Origin of the sequence: Vibrio sp. E14 (genome assembly GCF_020515785.1) — a bacterium.
Classification (GTDB): Bacteria; Pseudomonadota; Gammaproteobacteria; order Enterobacterales; family Vibrionaceae; genus Vibrio; species Vibrio diabolicus.
Genome location: NZ_JAHPJI010000003.1, coordinates 18,683 through 33,722 on the forward strand (window position 1 = coordinate 18,683; position 15,040 = coordinate 33,722).

The following is a 15,040-nucleotide window of genomic DNA, read 5'->3' on the forward strand; positions in this document are numbered from 1 at the left end:
ACTTTTTTATCTCAGCAGAATGAATGGTCGTTTGCCTCACATCCATGTGAGACCTTGCCAATATATCGCTGATTTAAAAGGTTTAAAGCTCTAGTAGATGACAAACAAGAGTCATGGGCCAAAGTTGAGACCGCTCGCCAAGTTACTATGCAAACGCACACATTTATGTGTCAGTTTTAGGACTTTATTTATCAATCACTTATTTACTGAAGTAGATTACCCGAGTAGTGGAACGTTATTACGCACAAGTCCGCGACGTACGTTAGTGCACATCTTCCCGAAACGACGGATCTCATCAAACTGCGGAATCACACCCCGCTCCATTGCCGACTCCCAATAAGTAACCTCTGAATCGACCATTTCTAATAATTTCTTTGGACAACCGATGCACTGCCCTTCCGGCACACACACAAAAGTTTCCGGTTCGTAAATCGGTAGCTCAGCTTTTACTTGCTCGATGATATTACGCATCGCGGTCATTCGATCTGGCTTTAACGTCATCACTCTGCTCCACGGATTAAGATGAAGCAGAATTGTACTCACTGGCACGTGAATGTCCCTACCCAATTTAGGTATATTCTGTTTGAACCGATTTTTTTATCGTCAGCTCTGGCTTTTTAACCACTAGATAGACCGCCGTGGCCGCCAATGCAAAACCAGAAATGCCCATCCAATCAAACGACTCACCAAACGCGAGCCAAGCTTGAATCGCGGTTGTTGGCGGCACCAGGTAAAACACAGACGCCACACTCGAAGACGCGCCATTTCTCACCATGTACAGCAGCAGCAGGATAGCCACACAAGAGAGCACGACGACCAACCACAACACGGTCAAAATAAACTCCAGTTCCCACTGAACTTGCATGGTTTCAAACTGCATCGCAACAGGCAGAAACATGATGAGTGCGGCCAAATATTGCACCGTCGCACCACCAACCATATCCACCTGTTGGCAATGTTTTTTCTGATAAAGCGTCCCTAACGTTATACCAACCAAAGACAGTAAACAGACTCCAATGGCTAAGAACTTATGTTGCTCAGACTGCCACTCCATGTTTCCCATCAGCACCATGGCGATGCCGACAAAGCCAAGAGCCAAACCCAGCCATTGCGAGGGTTTAAATTCCTCACGAACAAACACCACCAGCAAAGCCGCGGTTAAAATCGGCTGAATGCCCACCAACAACGAACTCAGCCCTGCAGGCATACCCAAATCAATAGCAAAATAAGTGCCGCCTAAATAGAAGCCATGGATCAACACACCCACCACACAGCTGTGCCAAAAATCGCTTCCTGTCGGCAACCTTCTACGCAATACCGCCACAAGAACCAAAAACAGTAAGACATTGAATGCCATACGGATAGAAAGTAGTGTCGCTGGCTCGGCATATTGCAAACCAAAACGCGCACCAACAAATCCAGAAGCCCAAAGGATGACAAATACAAAAGGGATGGCTCGGATTAACATGATCGCCTCACTCACACTTGTTTTATGTTTTGAGATGCTGCTAATGTAATTAGGTACAGTGTTTTCAAAAAGTGACAGATGGAAGTGTTTTTATGGGTACAGATTTATTGGGAAGCGGTGAAGGGAATAAGTACCTCGTGGTGGAAAAACACCTCAAACAAGCCATCAATGGTGGCGTTTATCAAGCGGATGAACGACTGCCCTCCATTCGCTCGTTGAGCCAAGAATTAAGCGTCAGCAAAAACACCGTGATTCGTGCGTATCAAGAGTTGGAAGCGCAAAACTTGGTGTACTCGGTTCCCAAATCGGGTTATCGAGTGAAAATCGCCTTGCCGACCTCTCGCTCAATTCCGGATCCGACTCGCGTGGATTTGCTCTCGATCTGTAAAGAAATCCTCACGTACCCTGAATACCAAGAGCGTTTGCCCGCTGGCTCTGCCCATCCAAACATTGATTCCCCCGCGATCAAAAGCTTGTACGCCGAGATTGGCCGTCACAGCCGCCAGCAAACGCATGTACCGAGCCATTACCAGTTGCCACCCGGTGATCACCTCTTAATTAAACAACTGGCGAAAATCACGCAAGATTTGGGCACGCCAGCCAAGTTGGATGAAATCATGGTGACGCACGGCGCGCAACAAGCAATAAGCCTAGCGCTGCGCGCAACGACACAAAAAGGCGATATCGTCGCGGTGGAGTCTCCTTGTTATTTTGGCAACTTATTGATGCTCGAATCACTCGGCCTCAAAGTGGTGGAGATCCCGAGTTGCCCACGAGACTGTATGTGCCCCGAAGCCTTAGCAAAAGCAATGGCGACATGGGACATAAGAGCGATCATCGTAACACCAAACTTCACCAACCCTACAGGTGCCATGATGCCGTTAGAAAAGCGCCAGCAATTGCTCTTGGCGTCCGGCAATGTTCCTATTATCGAAGACGATGTGTTTGGCGGGTTAAGTTATGATAAGCCGTTGCCAAGCTTGAGCTTGCTCGATGACAAGCAACGCGTGATTTACGTGAATTCGTTATCCAAAACACTCGATTCGCGTTTGAGAATTGGTTGGATGTTGGCGGGGCGATATCGAGATCAAATTGAGCAATATCTATTGTGTGAGAACATGGGCAGTTTGAACCTAATGCAATCTGCCGTGGCAACGTTTCTAACGTCAGGCAAGTATCGAACGCATACTGCGCGAATGGGTCGGGTTTATCAAAACAACATGCGCCGATTTATCCAGATGCTTAATCAATACTTGGATGAATACGAATCTCTAAAAAATCGATACCAGATCAACGCCGTGCAAGGCTCGTTCTTGCTTTGGTTGCGCCTGCCCGAAGACACGGACAGTTATGCGTTGTATCAAGCGTGCAATAAGCACAGAATCAGCCTACTTCCCGGCACCGTATTTGGCACTCAAGAGCAATATCGACATTGCGTGCGCATCAGCGTGGCAAACTTTGGTCATGAAACCGATTGGAGTCACGCGATGCAAACACTGGCAAAGTTGATAGCAAAGCATGTCTGTTAACTCGCTCTTGCTAAATGAACTTATGCCCACACACGCAAACAGGTAACAACAAAAAACTCCACGCAAAGGTGGAGTTTTCTCGTATCGTTATCGCCCTCAGTGCGACTTAATTTGCCACATTCTCGCGACGTTTTCGGCTAAATTGGCAACGTTGACGTCGGCCTCTTTCATGGCCTCAGATAAGCTCATCGCCCTTGGTACGCAAGCAAACACCGCATCAATACCGCACTCATAAACCGCCTGATAGTTGTCGCCCACACAGCCTGCTAATGCAATGACTGGTAAATTAAACTGCTTGGCCACCTTAGCAACGCCCATCGGCGTTTTGCCATGTGCGGTTTGATGATCGATGCGACCCTCGCCTGTGAATACGATATCCGCATCCGCAACGTGCTCAGCTAGTTTGACCGTTTCGAGCACAATTTCAATTCCCGGTTGCAAACGTGCTGGCGTGTACCCGAGCAAGGCCGCTCCCATACCACCAGCAGCACCCGCCCCTTCACGAGTCAGTACGTGCTTACCCGTCGCTTGTTCCGTCAACTCGCCAAACTTGCGCAATGCGTTATCGAGCAGAGTGACGTCTGACGCTGTCGCCCCCTTTTGCGGGCCAAAGATAGCCGACGCGCCTTTGTCGCCACAGAGTGGGTTATCAACATCGCACGCTACCAACATTTCGCAAGCAGCTAAGCGCGAGTCAAGACCAGAAATATCGATGGACGCAAGCGTCGCTAACCCGCCTCCATTTGGGGTAATTGCATGACCAGATTCATCAAGAAACACTACCCCCAACGCGGTCAACATGCCCACGCCACCATCATTGGTAGCGCTGCCGCCCAAACCAATGATTAAGCGTTGAATACCTCGGTCTAGCGCGTGTTTGATCAGCTGTCCGGTACCGATGCTGCTGGTCAGTTTTGGGTCGCGAGCGTCACTCGGTACAAGGTGCAGCCCACTGGCCTCCGCCATTTCAATAACCGCTGTTTCGCCATCACCGAGGATGCCATAAAACGCTTCAACATCATTCCCTAATGGCGCGGTCACCGTTGTAAAGACTTGTTCGCCTTGAGTTGCATCTATCAAAGATTGAACCGTGCCTTCGCCACCGTCTGCGACCGGAACCGTAACAAACTCGGCATCATGCCATACGCGAGCAAGACCCGTTTTGATCGCCTCGCTCACTTGTTTGGCGGTTAAGCTTTCTTTAAATGAATCAGGTGCAATTACCACTTTCATACGTATTTCCAGAGACTTATAAGAGAACGAGACTCAAAATGTACACCAATGCCATTGCCGTGACACCTTGAACGAGCGTAGCCATGGTTTGCGCGCGGTACGCTAAGCCCACCGACATGCGGCTAAACTGCGAAACTACCCAGAAGAAGCTGTCGTTTGCATGAGAAACCGTCATCGCACCTGCACCGATCGCCATCACCGTTAATACGCGGCCCATTTCTGAATCTAGCCCCAATTGGGTAAGCATAGGCGCAACCAAAGCCGATGTGGTCACCAGTGCAACCGTTGACGACCCTTGCGCCGATTTTAGCGCAGCCGCAACGATAAATGGCATGAAAATACCCACGCCCAGCGCCGATAACGTCGTACCCAAGTATTCACCTAGCGGCGTTGCTTTTAATACCGCGCCAAATGCACCACCCGCACCGGTAATCAAAAGAATAGGCGCAGCAGCCGTAATACCTTGGCTGATTCGCTCGCCAAATTCTTCAATCTTGTTGTCTGATTTGAGTAGGCGAACAGAAAGGAACAGGCCAATCACCAACGCCGTTAGTGGCTGTCCTAAGAAAGTCAGAACATCAAACACAAAACCTTCGCCCAGCGGTAAGCTTGGGAATTTCGCGATAGAGCCAAAACAGATCAATAAGATTGGAACAAAAATAGGAGCAAATGCTTGGCTTGCCGTTGGTAATTTGCCGTAAGACGCTTTGAGTGCTTGCCAGTCATGCTGAATTTCCTCTGCGGCTTCAATGCCATCTGGTTCTACATGCTGGAATCGGTTCGACCACAACATACCCGCTAACGCCGCAACCGCTGCAACAAACACACCCACACCAATCACTAAACCAAGGTTAGATTCCAGGCCTAAGTTACCCGCAGCGGCAATCGGGCCAGGAGTTGGCGGCACAAACGTGTGCGTCGCGTATAGGCCAGTAGCCAACGCCACACTCATCGCAACGCTTGAGGTTTTTAAACGCTTCGCGAGTGATTCTTTGAGCGAGTTCAGAATGACAAAGCCTGAATCACAAAATACCGGAACAGAAACGATGTAACCGATGATGCTCATGGTCAATGTTGGGAAACGCTCACCCAGCACTTTGATGACCGTATCAGCCATGGTGATCGCCGCACCACTTTTTTCCAAAATAACACCGATGATGGTACCTAAAACGATAACCAAGCCAATGTAACCAAGGATGCCGCCAAAGCCAGAAGCAATGGTTTTGGCAATGCTATCTGCCGGTAAACCGTAAGCAAATGCCGCAAGGAACGCAGCGATGATCAGCGCTAAAAAGGGATGTAGTTTGAATTTGGTGGTAGTGAGCACAATAAATGCGATCACCCCGAGCAGGATTAATATAAGGTTCATGATAACTCCATTTATTCTTATTTTTCTGAGCGAGTCCGTGTTGGCTCACTCAACATGTAGGGACGCATGAATTATTAATCGTTTGCTTTCGAATTCCTTTAGGCGGAGTGACAAATGATGTGGTCAAAAAATGACGCGTATTGTGCAAATGCACAATATCAAGCCATTTTTGAGAGCCGAGTCGCAATATAAAGCTCCGCTAACCCCACAAAATTGGTAGTTGGCAGCCCTGTTATTTCGGTAATTTTTTCTAACCGATAGCGCAGTGTGTTCCGGTGAATAAACAGCATTTTAGAGCACTCCGTCACATTGCCATTGCATTCAAACAATGCATCTAGGGTTTTCAGTAATTGCCCGGATTTGTCTTTCTCTTTCAACCGTTTCACGCCATCAATAATTTGTTCACCTTGCCAAATATCCGCCAACGGCGCCAACAGCACAGGCAAACGAAGTTCGTCGAACAGGTACTTACGTTTCTCTGGGTAGAACTGCTTGCCAATGGCTAATACCTGCTTCGCGCTTTGGTATGACAACGCGACATCTTTAGGCTCATTAAACAACTGCCCTAGCGCAATGTGAAACGTATGCGAATCGTGCTCACTTAAACGCGACATCAACTTATCAATACGCTCACTTTCAATTTGGCTATCCCACTGCTTGGCGGAATGACACGGTTTCAACACCACAATTTCATTCACCGATACAATCGCAACCAGGTTGTTACGCTCTGGGTATTCAAGCAACTCAACAATATTGCGCACGCTCTTCATGCTTTTTGAAGCGGACGGCGTCGAGACTTCAATCACCGTTGCCACCCGTGGTTGAGTAATATCGATAGAAAGACGCATCGCCCAATCTTTCAGCTCTTCATCGGTCAATTTGCCATTGATCCAAGCCAGAATAAATTCTTCGCGATGACGTCTGTCCCACTGAAATTTTTCCACCAGCGCGGCTTGCTCGATTGTCAGTTCAGCAGTCATTTTAACCAGTTTGGCAAAATCTCGGATTTTCTCCGGCTCGCCTGTGACTCCAACAATACCGACCACGTCGCCATGCAATTTCAACAGCATATTGATTCCGGGTTTGACACCCTGCAACGTCAAACATTGCTGCTCATTCAGCTCTAGCGAATCGCCGTGATTCAACGCCAATACCGCGCCATCATGCACTTGCCCAACGCGTTTTGGATCGCCACTACCAATGATGATGCCCGCTGAGTTCATCACATTTACGTTGTGACCAATGATGGACATGGTTCGATCGACAATTTGCTGTGCTAAGGAGTGGTCGAGAATAACCATTTCGATTTTCCAGATTGACAATTTAATCATTCAATAAATCACAAATAGCCAACTATCGCGACGATACAGTTAAAAATAACTGAAGCAGCTCAAAGCATCACTCAATTAACCACACGATAAAAATGGATTAAACCCTCATTTTGAGCTGAGAGTTATATACTTAGAACAAAGGTCACCGATGCATTCGTCACTGTGCATCGATACCGCTCGTCTACCTACAGAGGAGGAAACAACATGGAATTACGTAATAAATCGGGTGAAGTCGCAAAAATTGCAGATAACCTCACATTAAAGGAAATCACAGAAATGGGCTACACCGTAGATTTATGCGATGAAGCATTTGACCCCGGTGAGCATTGGAAAGCGGAAGGTAAAACGCAAGGTATAGGCGAGTACCCAGAGGAGTAAACGTCCTGACGGGCCAGCGCACAAAGCGCTCCATAAACAGAAAAACCGAGCGACTTAACGCTCGGTTTTTTACTTTTGAACTTCTTGAATAAACAAGCCCATCTCTTCAAGATAATTGCCGTTTGAGCATCCCCAATCGGTGACTTCAATCAGCTCGGTAACTAACTGTCCAGATTCATCATTTTGTACTCGCTGCACAAACGCTTCAAAGCGTTCTAACTGCGCCTGAGTTTTAATGCCATGCACAGCATATTCTACAAGCAAGCCGTTGTATGTCTGCCAGCGCTGTTCACCTGAAACATCACTGCTTAAAATTACAGAGCACTTTTGTTGAATGTTCTCAACCGCATCATTTCTTGGCGGCGTGACTGAAGAGCATCCAACCAAAATCGTACCTAGCGCCAATAGCGTAACTTTTGTCTTATTTATCATATCGTTTCCATATGTACTGCCGCGATATAGAAATATTATTACACATGACAAAGATCATCGAGAGCGCCTCGCAGATTAATTAACTGATGAACTGTAAAACCCGTGCCAGCCTTAACACTGCGCACTCCGAACGCGTAACAACTCTCGCTAACTCATTAAAATGTAAACAAATAGTAAAATCACGTTTACGCAGTACACTACCAGCAAATTAATTTGTCCCTCCTTTATTATCAACAAGCGTGCAATAATTAGGGGTCTACTCCCAACCATTTGAAGGATCAAAATGACCGCAACGGATTATCTCAACGACCTCAATCAACGTTACCTCGCGATTCACCGCACCAAAGAAGATTTCTTTTGGGAAACTTACATGGGGATCAGCGATGACCATGATGGCTCGACGCAAGCACAAACCGCATGGACAAGCTTTTTAAGCAACGCCGAGCAAATTACTGCCATCAAACAACAGCTTGAAGCCGCGGACTCAATTACCGACCCACAAGAGAAACAGCAAACCATTACGGGTCTTTCTGGTTGGCTGGCAATGTTTGAATCTCACGCAATCGAGGGCGAAAAAGCACAAGCGTTGAAAAATCAGCTCATTGCCTTTGAAGCTGAGCTATTCGAGAAAAAACAGAACCACGTACAAACGTTTACCGATGAAAACGGCGAGCAAGCAGAAGGTTCACTGCCAGTATTGAGCTCAACCATTCGCACCAGCAATCATGAAGAAGTTCGCCAATCGGCTCATCAAGCGTTGCTGAACCTTGAACAATGGCTACTGCAAAACGGCTTTATAGAACTGATCAAACTGCGCAACCAGTTCGCTCGCTCACTTGGTTATGCGACCTTCTTTGATTACTCCGTGCAAAAAACGGAAAAGATGAGCTCTGAGCAGCTGTTCGAGATTTTGGAAGATTTCGAACAACGCACGCGAGATGCGCACCTAAACAGCTTAGAAAACTTGGCGAAAGAGAAAGGTGCAAGCGCGCTAACAGGCTTCAACTTTGTTTACTCGTTCGCGGGTGACGTCATGCGTGACCTTGACCCATACGTGCCGTTCTCAAAATCTCTGAGACGCTGGGTAGAATCGTTTGGTCGTCTGAATATTGATTACTCTGGCGCGACGCTAACGCTGGATTTGTTAGACCGCAAAGGTAAGTACCCGAACGGGTTCTGCCACGGCCCTATCCCTTCTTTCTACAATCAAGGCGAATGGGTCGCAGCACAGGTGAACTTCACCAGCAATGCCAAACCAGACCAAGTGGGCAGCGGCTACGATGGCATTAACACGCTGTTCCACGAAGGTGGCCACGCAGCACACTTTGCGAACGTAAAAATGAACGCACCTTGTTTCTCGCAGGAGTTTGCGCCGACTTCAATGGCTTATGCAGAAACTCAGTCGATGTTCTGTGACAGCCTGTTAACCGATGCCGATTGGCTAAAACAATACGCACTGGATGATGAAGGGAATCCGGTTCCTGATGAGATCATTCAAGCGATGATCAACAGTCGTCAGCCATTCAAAGCTTATGAAGAACGTAGCATCTTGGTTGTGCCGTACTTTGAACGCGCGTTATATCAACTTAGCGATGACGAGTTAACGCCAGAGCGCATCACTAAGCTGGCTCGCGATTGTGAAAAACAGATCCTTGGTTTGGAATGCAGCCCTCGCCCACTGATGGCGATTCCACATTTGCTATCCGACGAAGCAGCTTGTGCGTATCAAGGTTACCTACTCGCGCACATGGCGGTGTACCAGACCCGTGCATACTTCCTTGAGAAGTTTGGCTATCTGACGGATAACCCAGAAATTGGCCCACTGCTGGCAAAACACTACTGGCACGCGGGCAATCATTTGTCACACAACGAAACCATTTTCAGCCTAACTGGCGAGGGGTTCAATGCTAAGTACTTGGCAGATGTATGTAATCTATCGCCAGAGCAAGCGTGGGAAGTACAGCAGAAGAAAATAGACTCACTTGCAACACGAGGACGAGCACCAGTTGCTTCACTGAACGCGACGATTAAAGTCGTCGACGGCAGTAAAGAACTGGCAAGCAACGTCATCTCTGACGAACAAATGTGTGACGATTTTGAACGTTACATCGTAGAGACTTACGGTCGATAACACGCCAAGAGCCAGAAGCCACGCTTCTGGCTTTTTACTATTAAGGCACAACAAAAGGAAGCGCCATGCATCAACAAATCATCAAGTTCTGGTTCGAAGAGCTAACGCCTCAAAACTGGTTTGAAAACAACCCAGAACTGGACAAACATATTGCGTCACGATTTGCCTCGGTACTAGAACAGGCCGCTCGTTGTGAACTGTTTAATTGGCGTGACAGCGCACAAGGACGATTGGCCGAAATCATCGTCCTCGACCAGTTTTCACGTAATGTGTATCGCAACACCCCAAAAGCGTTTGCGCAAGACCCGCTCGCATTAGCATTGGCTCAAGAAGCAATTCGGTTAGGACACGATCAAGAATTAGTGCCTGAGCAGCTAAGCTTTTTGTACATGCCTTTTATGCACAGCGAATCTCGCCTCATTCATGTCGAAGCTGAGAAATTGTTTCGCGCATCAGGGCTTGAAAATAACTACGATTTTGAGCTAAAACACAAAGCCATCATCGACCAATTTGGACGTTACCCACATCGCAACGCCATCTTGGGTAGAGAAAGCACTCCTAAAGAGTTAGCATTTTTGCAGCAACCCGGCTCCAGCTTTTAACCATCAATAACAACGAGAACGTTGAATGAAATTAGACGCCATATTGTGGGATTACGATGGGACACTCGTAAACTCTGTACCGAAAAACATCGACATCACCAAAGCGATCTTAGCCATCGTTGCCCCGCATTTAACCGGCGATAATTTACCGAAATATCTTCATTCAGAAGCCAACTATCACTACGCAAACCACGCGGCGAAAAACTGGCAAGAGCTCTACGTGGATTACTACGGCATGTCCCATGATGAAATGCTAAAAGCTGGCGGTTTATGGGCAGAGCATCAAGAGAAAAACCAAACACCAGTAACCCTGTTTGAAGGCATTGATGGCGTTATTAAAGAGTTTGCGCAGCTGCCTCACGGCATTTGCTCTCAAAACTCACAAAGCAATATTCGTCGAGTGCTGTCCGACAACGGCATCAGTGCGCCGTTTAAATCCATCGTCGGGTATGATGACGTCTCGAACGGACACCAAAAGCCCGATGCGTACAGTGGCATCAAATGCGTTGAGTCGATTTTTGGTCACGCAGAAAATCGACAGCTGATGTACATCGGTGACCATGAAGCCGACACGCAATTCGCACGCAACATCGAACAGCAGTTGGGTGGCCAAAGTAAAGTGATTGCCGTTGCAGCAGCGTACAGCGGCGCAATGCCAGAGCATTGGAGCGTGCAACCAGATTACGTGGCAAGAACGGTTGACGAGCTGTTTTCGATTATTGCTCAACACACGTAATTTTTGACTGCGGTTTAAGGCCAACACCTTGAATGCCAGCGCTCACCTTGCCCTTTCAGACATTGAAACAATTTTAGCCACTACACTGGAGGCCCCATGGTTACATGGCCATGTTTATTGAAACTCGATGGCGACGATGAACTTATCTATTTGCGTTCTCATGCCGATCTTGATTCCGAATGCGAAGCGCTCATTTGGGGGCCAGATGATTACGTAATTGACTCAAATGACAGCACGTTCGGGTTGCAATACAACGATTCGAACGCCACCGTTTTACAACCGGAAGAACGCACTCTGTCCGTCGAGGAAGTTACGTCACTCATCCAGTCGCATGAGTTTAGTCTCGCACAAAGGTGCATCATCAAAATTCACTTCACCTCGGTACAGCAAGCTGTTGAGGCATTAGCCAATTAACTCGAACTGCGCCCATACTGATTACATAAATTTATTATTTTTATAATTTATGATAATTTCATGTAATTAACACCGCACCATATACTCTCCCACATCGAAACAAGACAACGTTTAAGTACACATGTTGGGAGCAAACAAATGAAAATGAATCATGTCGGTATTATGGTCGGAGATATGGATAAAGCGGTTGAGTTTTACACGCAAGCGCTTGGTCTAAAAGTCGTTATGGGCAACACGAAAGTGATTGAAGAACGCGAAACCGCAATTGGCAGAATGTGTATTGCGGTCTTTGGTGAGGGCTTTAAAGGCTTCAACATTGCGCATCTATTGACAAGCGATGGCATCGGACTTGAGTTATTTGAAATGAAAGAGCGTCAAGCGCGCCATGAAGTAGATTTTTCTCGCATCGGAATCTTCCATTTCTGTTTGCAGACGGACGACTTTGAAGGTGCAATCAAGCGCACTGAAGCGTTGGGTGGTAAAGTTCGTATGGACATCATGCGTTACCACCCAGAAGACGATAACAAGCCTGCGAAAATGGTCTACCTAGAAGACCCATTCGGCAACCTGTTCGAGCTTTACTCACACACTTATGAAGAAACTTACGCTTCTGAATACGAGTAATTGCATCAAGCAACACAACCGGGATCAGTACGTTATCGAACCCGGTTGTTCAAACCGTTTCACCAACTATTGTTACGACTCAATGCCTAACGACTTCATCAACGATTCAACGGTATTGTTAACCCACAATATCAACGGATCATTGCGGCGCTTTACGCTGTAAACGTAACCGAAGTTACCTTCTAATTTCGGCAGCGCGTCATCAAATTCGATAAAAGAAAAACGCTTATCTAACTGATTGATCAAGTGACGCGAACAAGGAAACAGAACATCGCTATCCGCAACCAAATTCAAAATGGTGTTGATGTGCGTGGTACGCAGTTGAATTCTTGGGACAACTGAAAAAGGCTGTAATAAGCGCGAGATATGATCTTCTTTTTCATTCCAATGTTGGATGATGTGAACCGCGTACGCGTACTCTGAAATGTCATCCAAGTACATGCGTTTACCACCATGCGGATGCGTCGCGCTGCAGGCCAGAGCAAAGTCGTCCCGCCCGCCTTTTTTCTGAACCAGATGCTTCGGCAATTCCATAGGGAAATAGTTGATGCCAAAAGCGATTTCACCCGCATCGATTTTGTCTGGCGTGGTTTCCGTCCAGTCTTCGATCACCAAGTTCATAAACGGCGCTTCTTTGGCTAGCAGCTGAGTAAACGCGGCAGAAAACCATTGCGCAATGGACGAGTTAATCGCAACACGCAGAACACTGCTTTCGGTCGCGGGATCAAAACTATGAGAAACATTCACTAGCTTGTCGATGTCATTGATGATCCCAGAAAGCTGCGCTTTGATCTCTTCGGCTTTCGGCGTGAGCTCCATATTGGTGCCCTTACGCACTAAAATGTCGTCGTTAAACAAATCCCGAATTTTACGCAAGCTTCGGCTCACAGCAGGCTGGCTGGTGCACAAACGCTCCGCAGCCGTTGTGGTGTTGCGTGTTTCAAGAATCACCGCAAGCACCTTGAGCAAATTGTAATCAAAGTTCATCAACGTTATCTCTTTAGCTTTTCTCAAAGCATATCACTTTTGATATAGACTAAATACTCACAATTCATTTCTGTAATAAACGGGTGAACGACTAAGCTTAGCTGGAAACATATCCTCACAAACAAATGGATGAAACCAGCCATGAAACAAAAATTACTCGTTACTCTATTGGGATTATCAGCGCTAGGAGCCAGCTCTGTATTTGCGGCTAACACCAATGTTGATCTTGCAGAAGGTGCTTATATCTACGGCTACTCTATCGATTTATGGCTACCATAGGTTTCTGTAAAGCACTATATTCATAAAAAGCACCTAACACCCTATAATAAAAAGAGTTTAGCCATGGTGATTTTTTGAACTAACATTGTAAAGATGTGCCGCAATAATTTGTAAAACATAAAAAAGGTGACGCTTGCATGTTTGTAAAAAAATTTCATGATCCTCTTTCTCTTGGCAAGCAGTGCGTGACCCTGGTAGATGAAGATGACATTCCGTTGGATTACCCCGGTTTGTTCATCAGTCAGGTAATTAGTCGCTCTCGTTACTCAATCAATACCCAAGAACGGATGGTCAGAGACTTGCAGTTTTTTCTCTTATGGTGGCAAGAGCGAAATATGAATGGCGGTAATCTCTTAGAGAGAATCCAAGCCGGTGAATATTTGACACAGGATGAGATCGAGAGGTTCTCAGATGCGGCACGACTGAAACGAGAAGAAGCCTTTCGTGAACCTAATGTTGCGCCGTTGCACCCTGAAATCCAGCAACGAATCGTAATGGAAGCCGTTTATGCTGGTCAAGTGAAGAGGTCGTTAGTAAAGGCCCAAACAACGAACTACCGCCTCGTAATGGCACGGCGCTATATTAATCACCTGATTCAGTTAATCCATGGTCTAAATGTGTCCTGGGAGCTTCGTCAGGCCGGTGAGGATATGTTTCGCGCTCTTGAATTAGAGATGCGCCCAGTATCCTCGGACGAACAGGCTAATCCAGATAACCCAAAAGGTAGCGAGCCTGAGATCAGCGATACTGCTATGACTCGACTGGGGCACCTCATTGAAAATGATACCAGTTCAATGTACTTCAAACGTATTTGGAAGAACTCCACTATTCAAGAACGCAACTGCCTCATTATTGATCTATTACGAACCACCGGTATACGACGTTCAGAGCTATGCGGCATCAAGCTTGACGATATAGATTTCAGCACGCACAAGCTTCGGATCATTCGCCGACCAAATGACAAGGCAGACCGCCGAGCGCTCACTTCTGAAGTCAAAACGCTCAGTCACACCTCTGTATTGCCTGCTCATTTGCGCCGCCGGATTAAAGATTACATTGTAGACATCCGCAGCAAGGTACCTGGCGTACAAGAAACCGAGTATTTATTTGTCGCACATCAGGGAGAGACTTGTGGTCGAGAGCTCTCTCTTAAAACGGTATCAAAAATTTTTATACCATTTAGCCGGACGCTTGGTGAGCCGATATCGGCGCACAAATTGCGGCATAGATTTGTTCAAGACCTGAAGTCGCTGATGGATGAGCTTAAGATCGAGGCCGAAGAACAAGCCCAAATAATGCGTCAATTGCTTGGCTGGGGCCCGAACTCGGACATGCCGGCAAAGGTATACGACGTCTATAACATAAATCAAAAAGCCGTGCGAGCTATAACCAAACTGAATGAAAAGCGCTTTGTGCCGAGGAGAGCATATGACAACAGCATCAACTTCTAATGGTCTGGCTAACCTGCACACTCGCCCCTGCGCAAATGAAGATTCAAATACCGGGTTGAGGGTCGCAAAAACTGGT

General features: G+C 47.0%; 16 protein-coding genes. 9 read left to right on the forward strand and 7 right to left on the reverse strand.

Annotated elements, in window-relative coordinates; genetic code table 11:
* Positions 1-216 precede the first annotated feature (216 nt).
* Positions 217-501, reverse strand: coding sequence for a hypothetical protein (locus LIX84_RS09585; protein WP_226421165.1), 285 nt, complete (start codon positions 499-501; stop codon positions 217-219).
* Positions 502-568: 67 nt separating this feature from the next.
* Positions 569-1,468 carry a DMT family transporter gene (locus LIX84_RS09590; protein WP_152813794.1) on the reverse strand — a complete coding sequence of 300 codons (900 nt, stop codon included), beginning with the start codon at positions 1,466-1,468 and terminating at the stop codon, positions 569-571.
* 92 nt (positions 1,469-1,560) lie between these two features.
* On the opposite strand from LIX84_RS09590, the gene LIX84_RS09595 reads away from it, so the two are divergent.
* The gene (locus LIX84_RS09595) at positions 1,561-2,997 is read left to right on the forward strand and encodes an aminotransferase-like domain-containing protein (RefSeq protein WP_226421166.1); all 1,437 of its coding nucleotides are present in this window, start codon (positions 1,561-1,563) and stop codon (positions 2,995-2,997) included.
* 96 nt (positions 2,998-3,093) lie between these two features.
* Here LIX84_RS09595 and LIX84_RS09600 read toward each other — a convergent pair whose 3' ends face one another.
* The 3 genes from LIX84_RS09600 to LIX84_RS09610 all read right to left on the reverse strand — a co-directional run bounded on the left by LIX84_RS09600 (position 3,094) and on the right by LIX84_RS09610 (position 6,900).
* A complete protein-coding gene (locus tag LIX84_RS09600; protein WP_226421167.1) occupies positions 3,094-4,230 on the reverse strand; it encodes a glycerate kinase in 1,137 nt (378 codons plus the stop codon).
* 16 nt (positions 4,231-4,246) lie between these two features.
* Positions 4,247-5,599 carry a GntP family permease gene (locus tag LIX84_RS09605; RefSeq protein ID WP_006740985.1) on the reverse strand — a complete coding sequence of 451 codons (1,353 nt, stop codon included), beginning with the start codon at positions 5,597-5,599 and terminating at the stop codon, positions 4,247-4,249.
* 158 nt (positions 5,600-5,757) lie between these two features.
* On the reverse strand, positions 5,758-6,900 hold the full coding sequence (locus LIX84_RS09610; protein ID WP_226421407.1) for a sugar diacid recognition domain-containing protein: 1,143 nt from the start codon (positions 6,898-6,900) through the stop codon (positions 5,758-5,760).
* A gap of 234 nt (positions 6,901-7,134) precedes the next feature.
* Here LIX84_RS09610 and LIX84_RS09615 point away from each other — a divergent pair, with 234 nt between their 5' ends.
* The gene (locus LIX84_RS09615; RefSeq protein ID WP_226421168.1) at positions 7,135-7,308 is read left to right on the forward strand and encodes a hypothetical protein; all 174 of its coding nucleotides are present in this window, start codon (positions 7,135-7,137) and stop codon (positions 7,306-7,308) included.
* Between the two features lie 69 nt (positions 7,309-7,377).
* On the opposite strand, the gene LIX84_RS09620 is transcribed toward LIX84_RS09615, so the two are convergent.
* Positions 7,378-7,740 carry a hypothetical protein gene (locus tag LIX84_RS09620; protein ID WP_047009761.1) on the reverse strand — a complete coding sequence of 121 codons (363 nt, stop codon included), beginning with the start codon at positions 7,738-7,740 and terminating at the stop codon, positions 7,378-7,380.
* 283 nt (positions 7,741-8,023) lie between these two features.
* On the opposite strand from LIX84_RS09620, the gene LIX84_RS09625 reads away from it, so the two are divergent.
* The 5 genes from LIX84_RS09625 (at position 8,024) to LIX84_RS09645 (ending at position 12,247) form a co-directional block, all read left to right on the forward strand.
* Complete coding sequence (locus LIX84_RS09625; protein WP_226421169.1) at positions 8,024-9,871, forward strand: M3 family metallopeptidase; 1,848 nt, start codon at positions 8,024-8,026, stop codon at positions 9,869-9,871.
* Positions 9,872-9,936: 65 nt separating this feature from the next.
* Positions 9,937-10,473, forward strand: a complete 537-nt coding sequence (locus LIX84_RS09630; RefSeq protein WP_104972182.1) for a DUF924 family protein — start codon at positions 9,937-9,939, stop codon at positions 10,471-10,473.
* A 25-nt stretch (positions 10,474-10,498) separates the two neighbouring features.
* Complete coding sequence (locus LIX84_RS09635) at positions 10,499-11,209, forward strand: HAD family hydrolase (protein ID WP_031819196.1); 711 nt, start codon at positions 10,499-10,501, stop codon at positions 11,207-11,209.
* A gap of 96 nt (positions 11,210-11,305) precedes the next feature.
* Positions 11,306-11,623 (forward strand): DUF4144 domain-containing protein, encoded by a 318-nt coding sequence (locus LIX84_RS09640; RefSeq protein WP_226421170.1) that lies wholly within the window; start codon positions 11,306-11,308, stop codon positions 11,621-11,623.
* Between the two features lie 138 nt (positions 11,624-11,761).
* A complete protein-coding gene (locus tag LIX84_RS09645) occupies positions 11,762-12,247 on the forward strand; it encodes a VOC family protein (RefSeq protein WP_226421171.1) in 486 nt (161 codons plus the stop codon).
* 72 nt (positions 12,248-12,319) lie between these two features.
* Here LIX84_RS09645 and LIX84_RS09650 read toward each other — a convergent pair whose 3' ends face one another.
* Positions 12,320-13,234: a LysR family transcriptional regulator gene (locus LIX84_RS09650; protein WP_180765796.1), complete on the reverse strand. Its 915-nt coding sequence runs from the start codon at positions 13,232-13,234 to the stop codon at positions 12,320-12,322.
* Positions 13,235-13,375: 141 nt separating this feature from the next.
* Between LIX84_RS09650 and LIX84_RS09655 the strand changes: the two genes are divergently transcribed.
* Positions 13,376-13,513 (forward strand): hypothetical protein, encoded by a 138-nt coding sequence (locus LIX84_RS09655; RefSeq protein WP_226421172.1) that lies wholly within the window; start codon positions 13,376-13,378, stop codon positions 13,511-13,513.
* 137 nt (positions 13,514-13,650) lie between these two features.
* On the forward strand, positions 13,651-14,964 hold the full coding sequence (locus LIX84_RS09660) for a site-specific integrase (protein ID WP_226421173.1): 1,314 nt from the start codon (positions 13,651-13,653) through the stop codon (positions 14,962-14,964).
* Positions 14,965-15,040: the final 76 nt, after the last annotated feature.

Bases quoted from the DNA above. Each gene is read 5' to 3' on its own strand.
- LIX84_RS09605 (WP_006740985.1), bottom strand. From the start codon at position 5,599: ATGAACCTTATATTAATCCTGCTCGGGGTGATCGCATTTATTGTGCTC.
- LIX84_RS09625 (WP_226421169.1), top strand. From the start codon at position 8,024: ATGACCGCAACGGATTATCTCAACGACCTCAATCAACGTTACCTCGCG.
- LIX84_RS09590 (WP_152813794.1), bottom strand. From the start codon at position 1,468: ATGTTAATCCGAGCCATCCCTTTTGTATTTGTCATCCTTTGGGCTTCT.
- LIX84_RS09585 (WP_226421165.1), bottom strand. From the start codon at position 501: ATGACGTTAAAGCCAGATCGAATGACCGCGATGCGTAATATCATCGAG.
- LIX84_RS09630 (WP_104972182.1), top strand. From the start codon at position 9,937: ATGCATCAACAAATCATCAAGTTCTGGTTCGAAGAGCTAACGCCTCAA.
- LIX84_RS09640 (WP_226421170.1), top strand. From the start codon at position 11,306: ATGGTTACATGGCCATGTTTATTGAAACTCGATGGCGACGATGAACTT.
- LIX84_RS09600 (WP_226421167.1), bottom strand. From the start codon at position 4,230: ATGAAAGTGGTAATTGCACCTGATTCATTTAAAGAAAGCTTAACCGCC.
- LIX84_RS09650 (WP_180765796.1), bottom strand. From the start codon at position 13,234: ATGAACTTTGATTACAATTTGCTCAAGGTGCTTGCGGTGATTCTTGAA.
- LIX84_RS09610 (WP_226421407.1), bottom strand. From the start codon at position 6,900: ATGGTTATTCTCGACCACTCCTTAGCACAGCAAATTGTCGATCGAACC.
- LIX84_RS09620 (WP_047009761.1), bottom strand. From the start codon at position 7,740: ATGATAAATAAGACAAAAGTTACGCTATTGGCGCTAGGTACGATTTTG.
- LIX84_RS09615 (WP_226421168.1), top strand. From the start codon at position 7,135: ATGGAATTACGTAATAAATCGGGTGAAGTCGCAAAAATTGCAGATAAC.
- LIX84_RS09635 (WP_031819196.1), top strand. From the start codon at position 10,499: ATGAAATTAGACGCCATATTGTGGGATTACGATGGGACACTCGTAAAC.
- LIX84_RS09595 (WP_226421166.1), top strand. From the start codon at position 1,561: ATGGGTACAGATTTATTGGGAAGCGGTGAAGGGAATAAGTACCTCGTG.
- LIX84_RS09660 (WP_226421173.1), top strand. From the start codon at position 13,651: ATGTTTGTAAAAAAATTTCATGATCCTCTTTCTCTTGGCAAGCAGTGC.
- LIX84_RS09645 (WP_226421171.1), top strand. From the start codon at position 11,762: ATGAAAATGAATCATGTCGGTATTATGGTCGGAGATATGGATAAAGCG.
- LIX84_RS09655 (WP_226421172.1), top strand. From the start codon at position 13,376: ATGAAACAAAAATTACTCGTTACTCTATTGGGATTATCAGCGCTAGGA.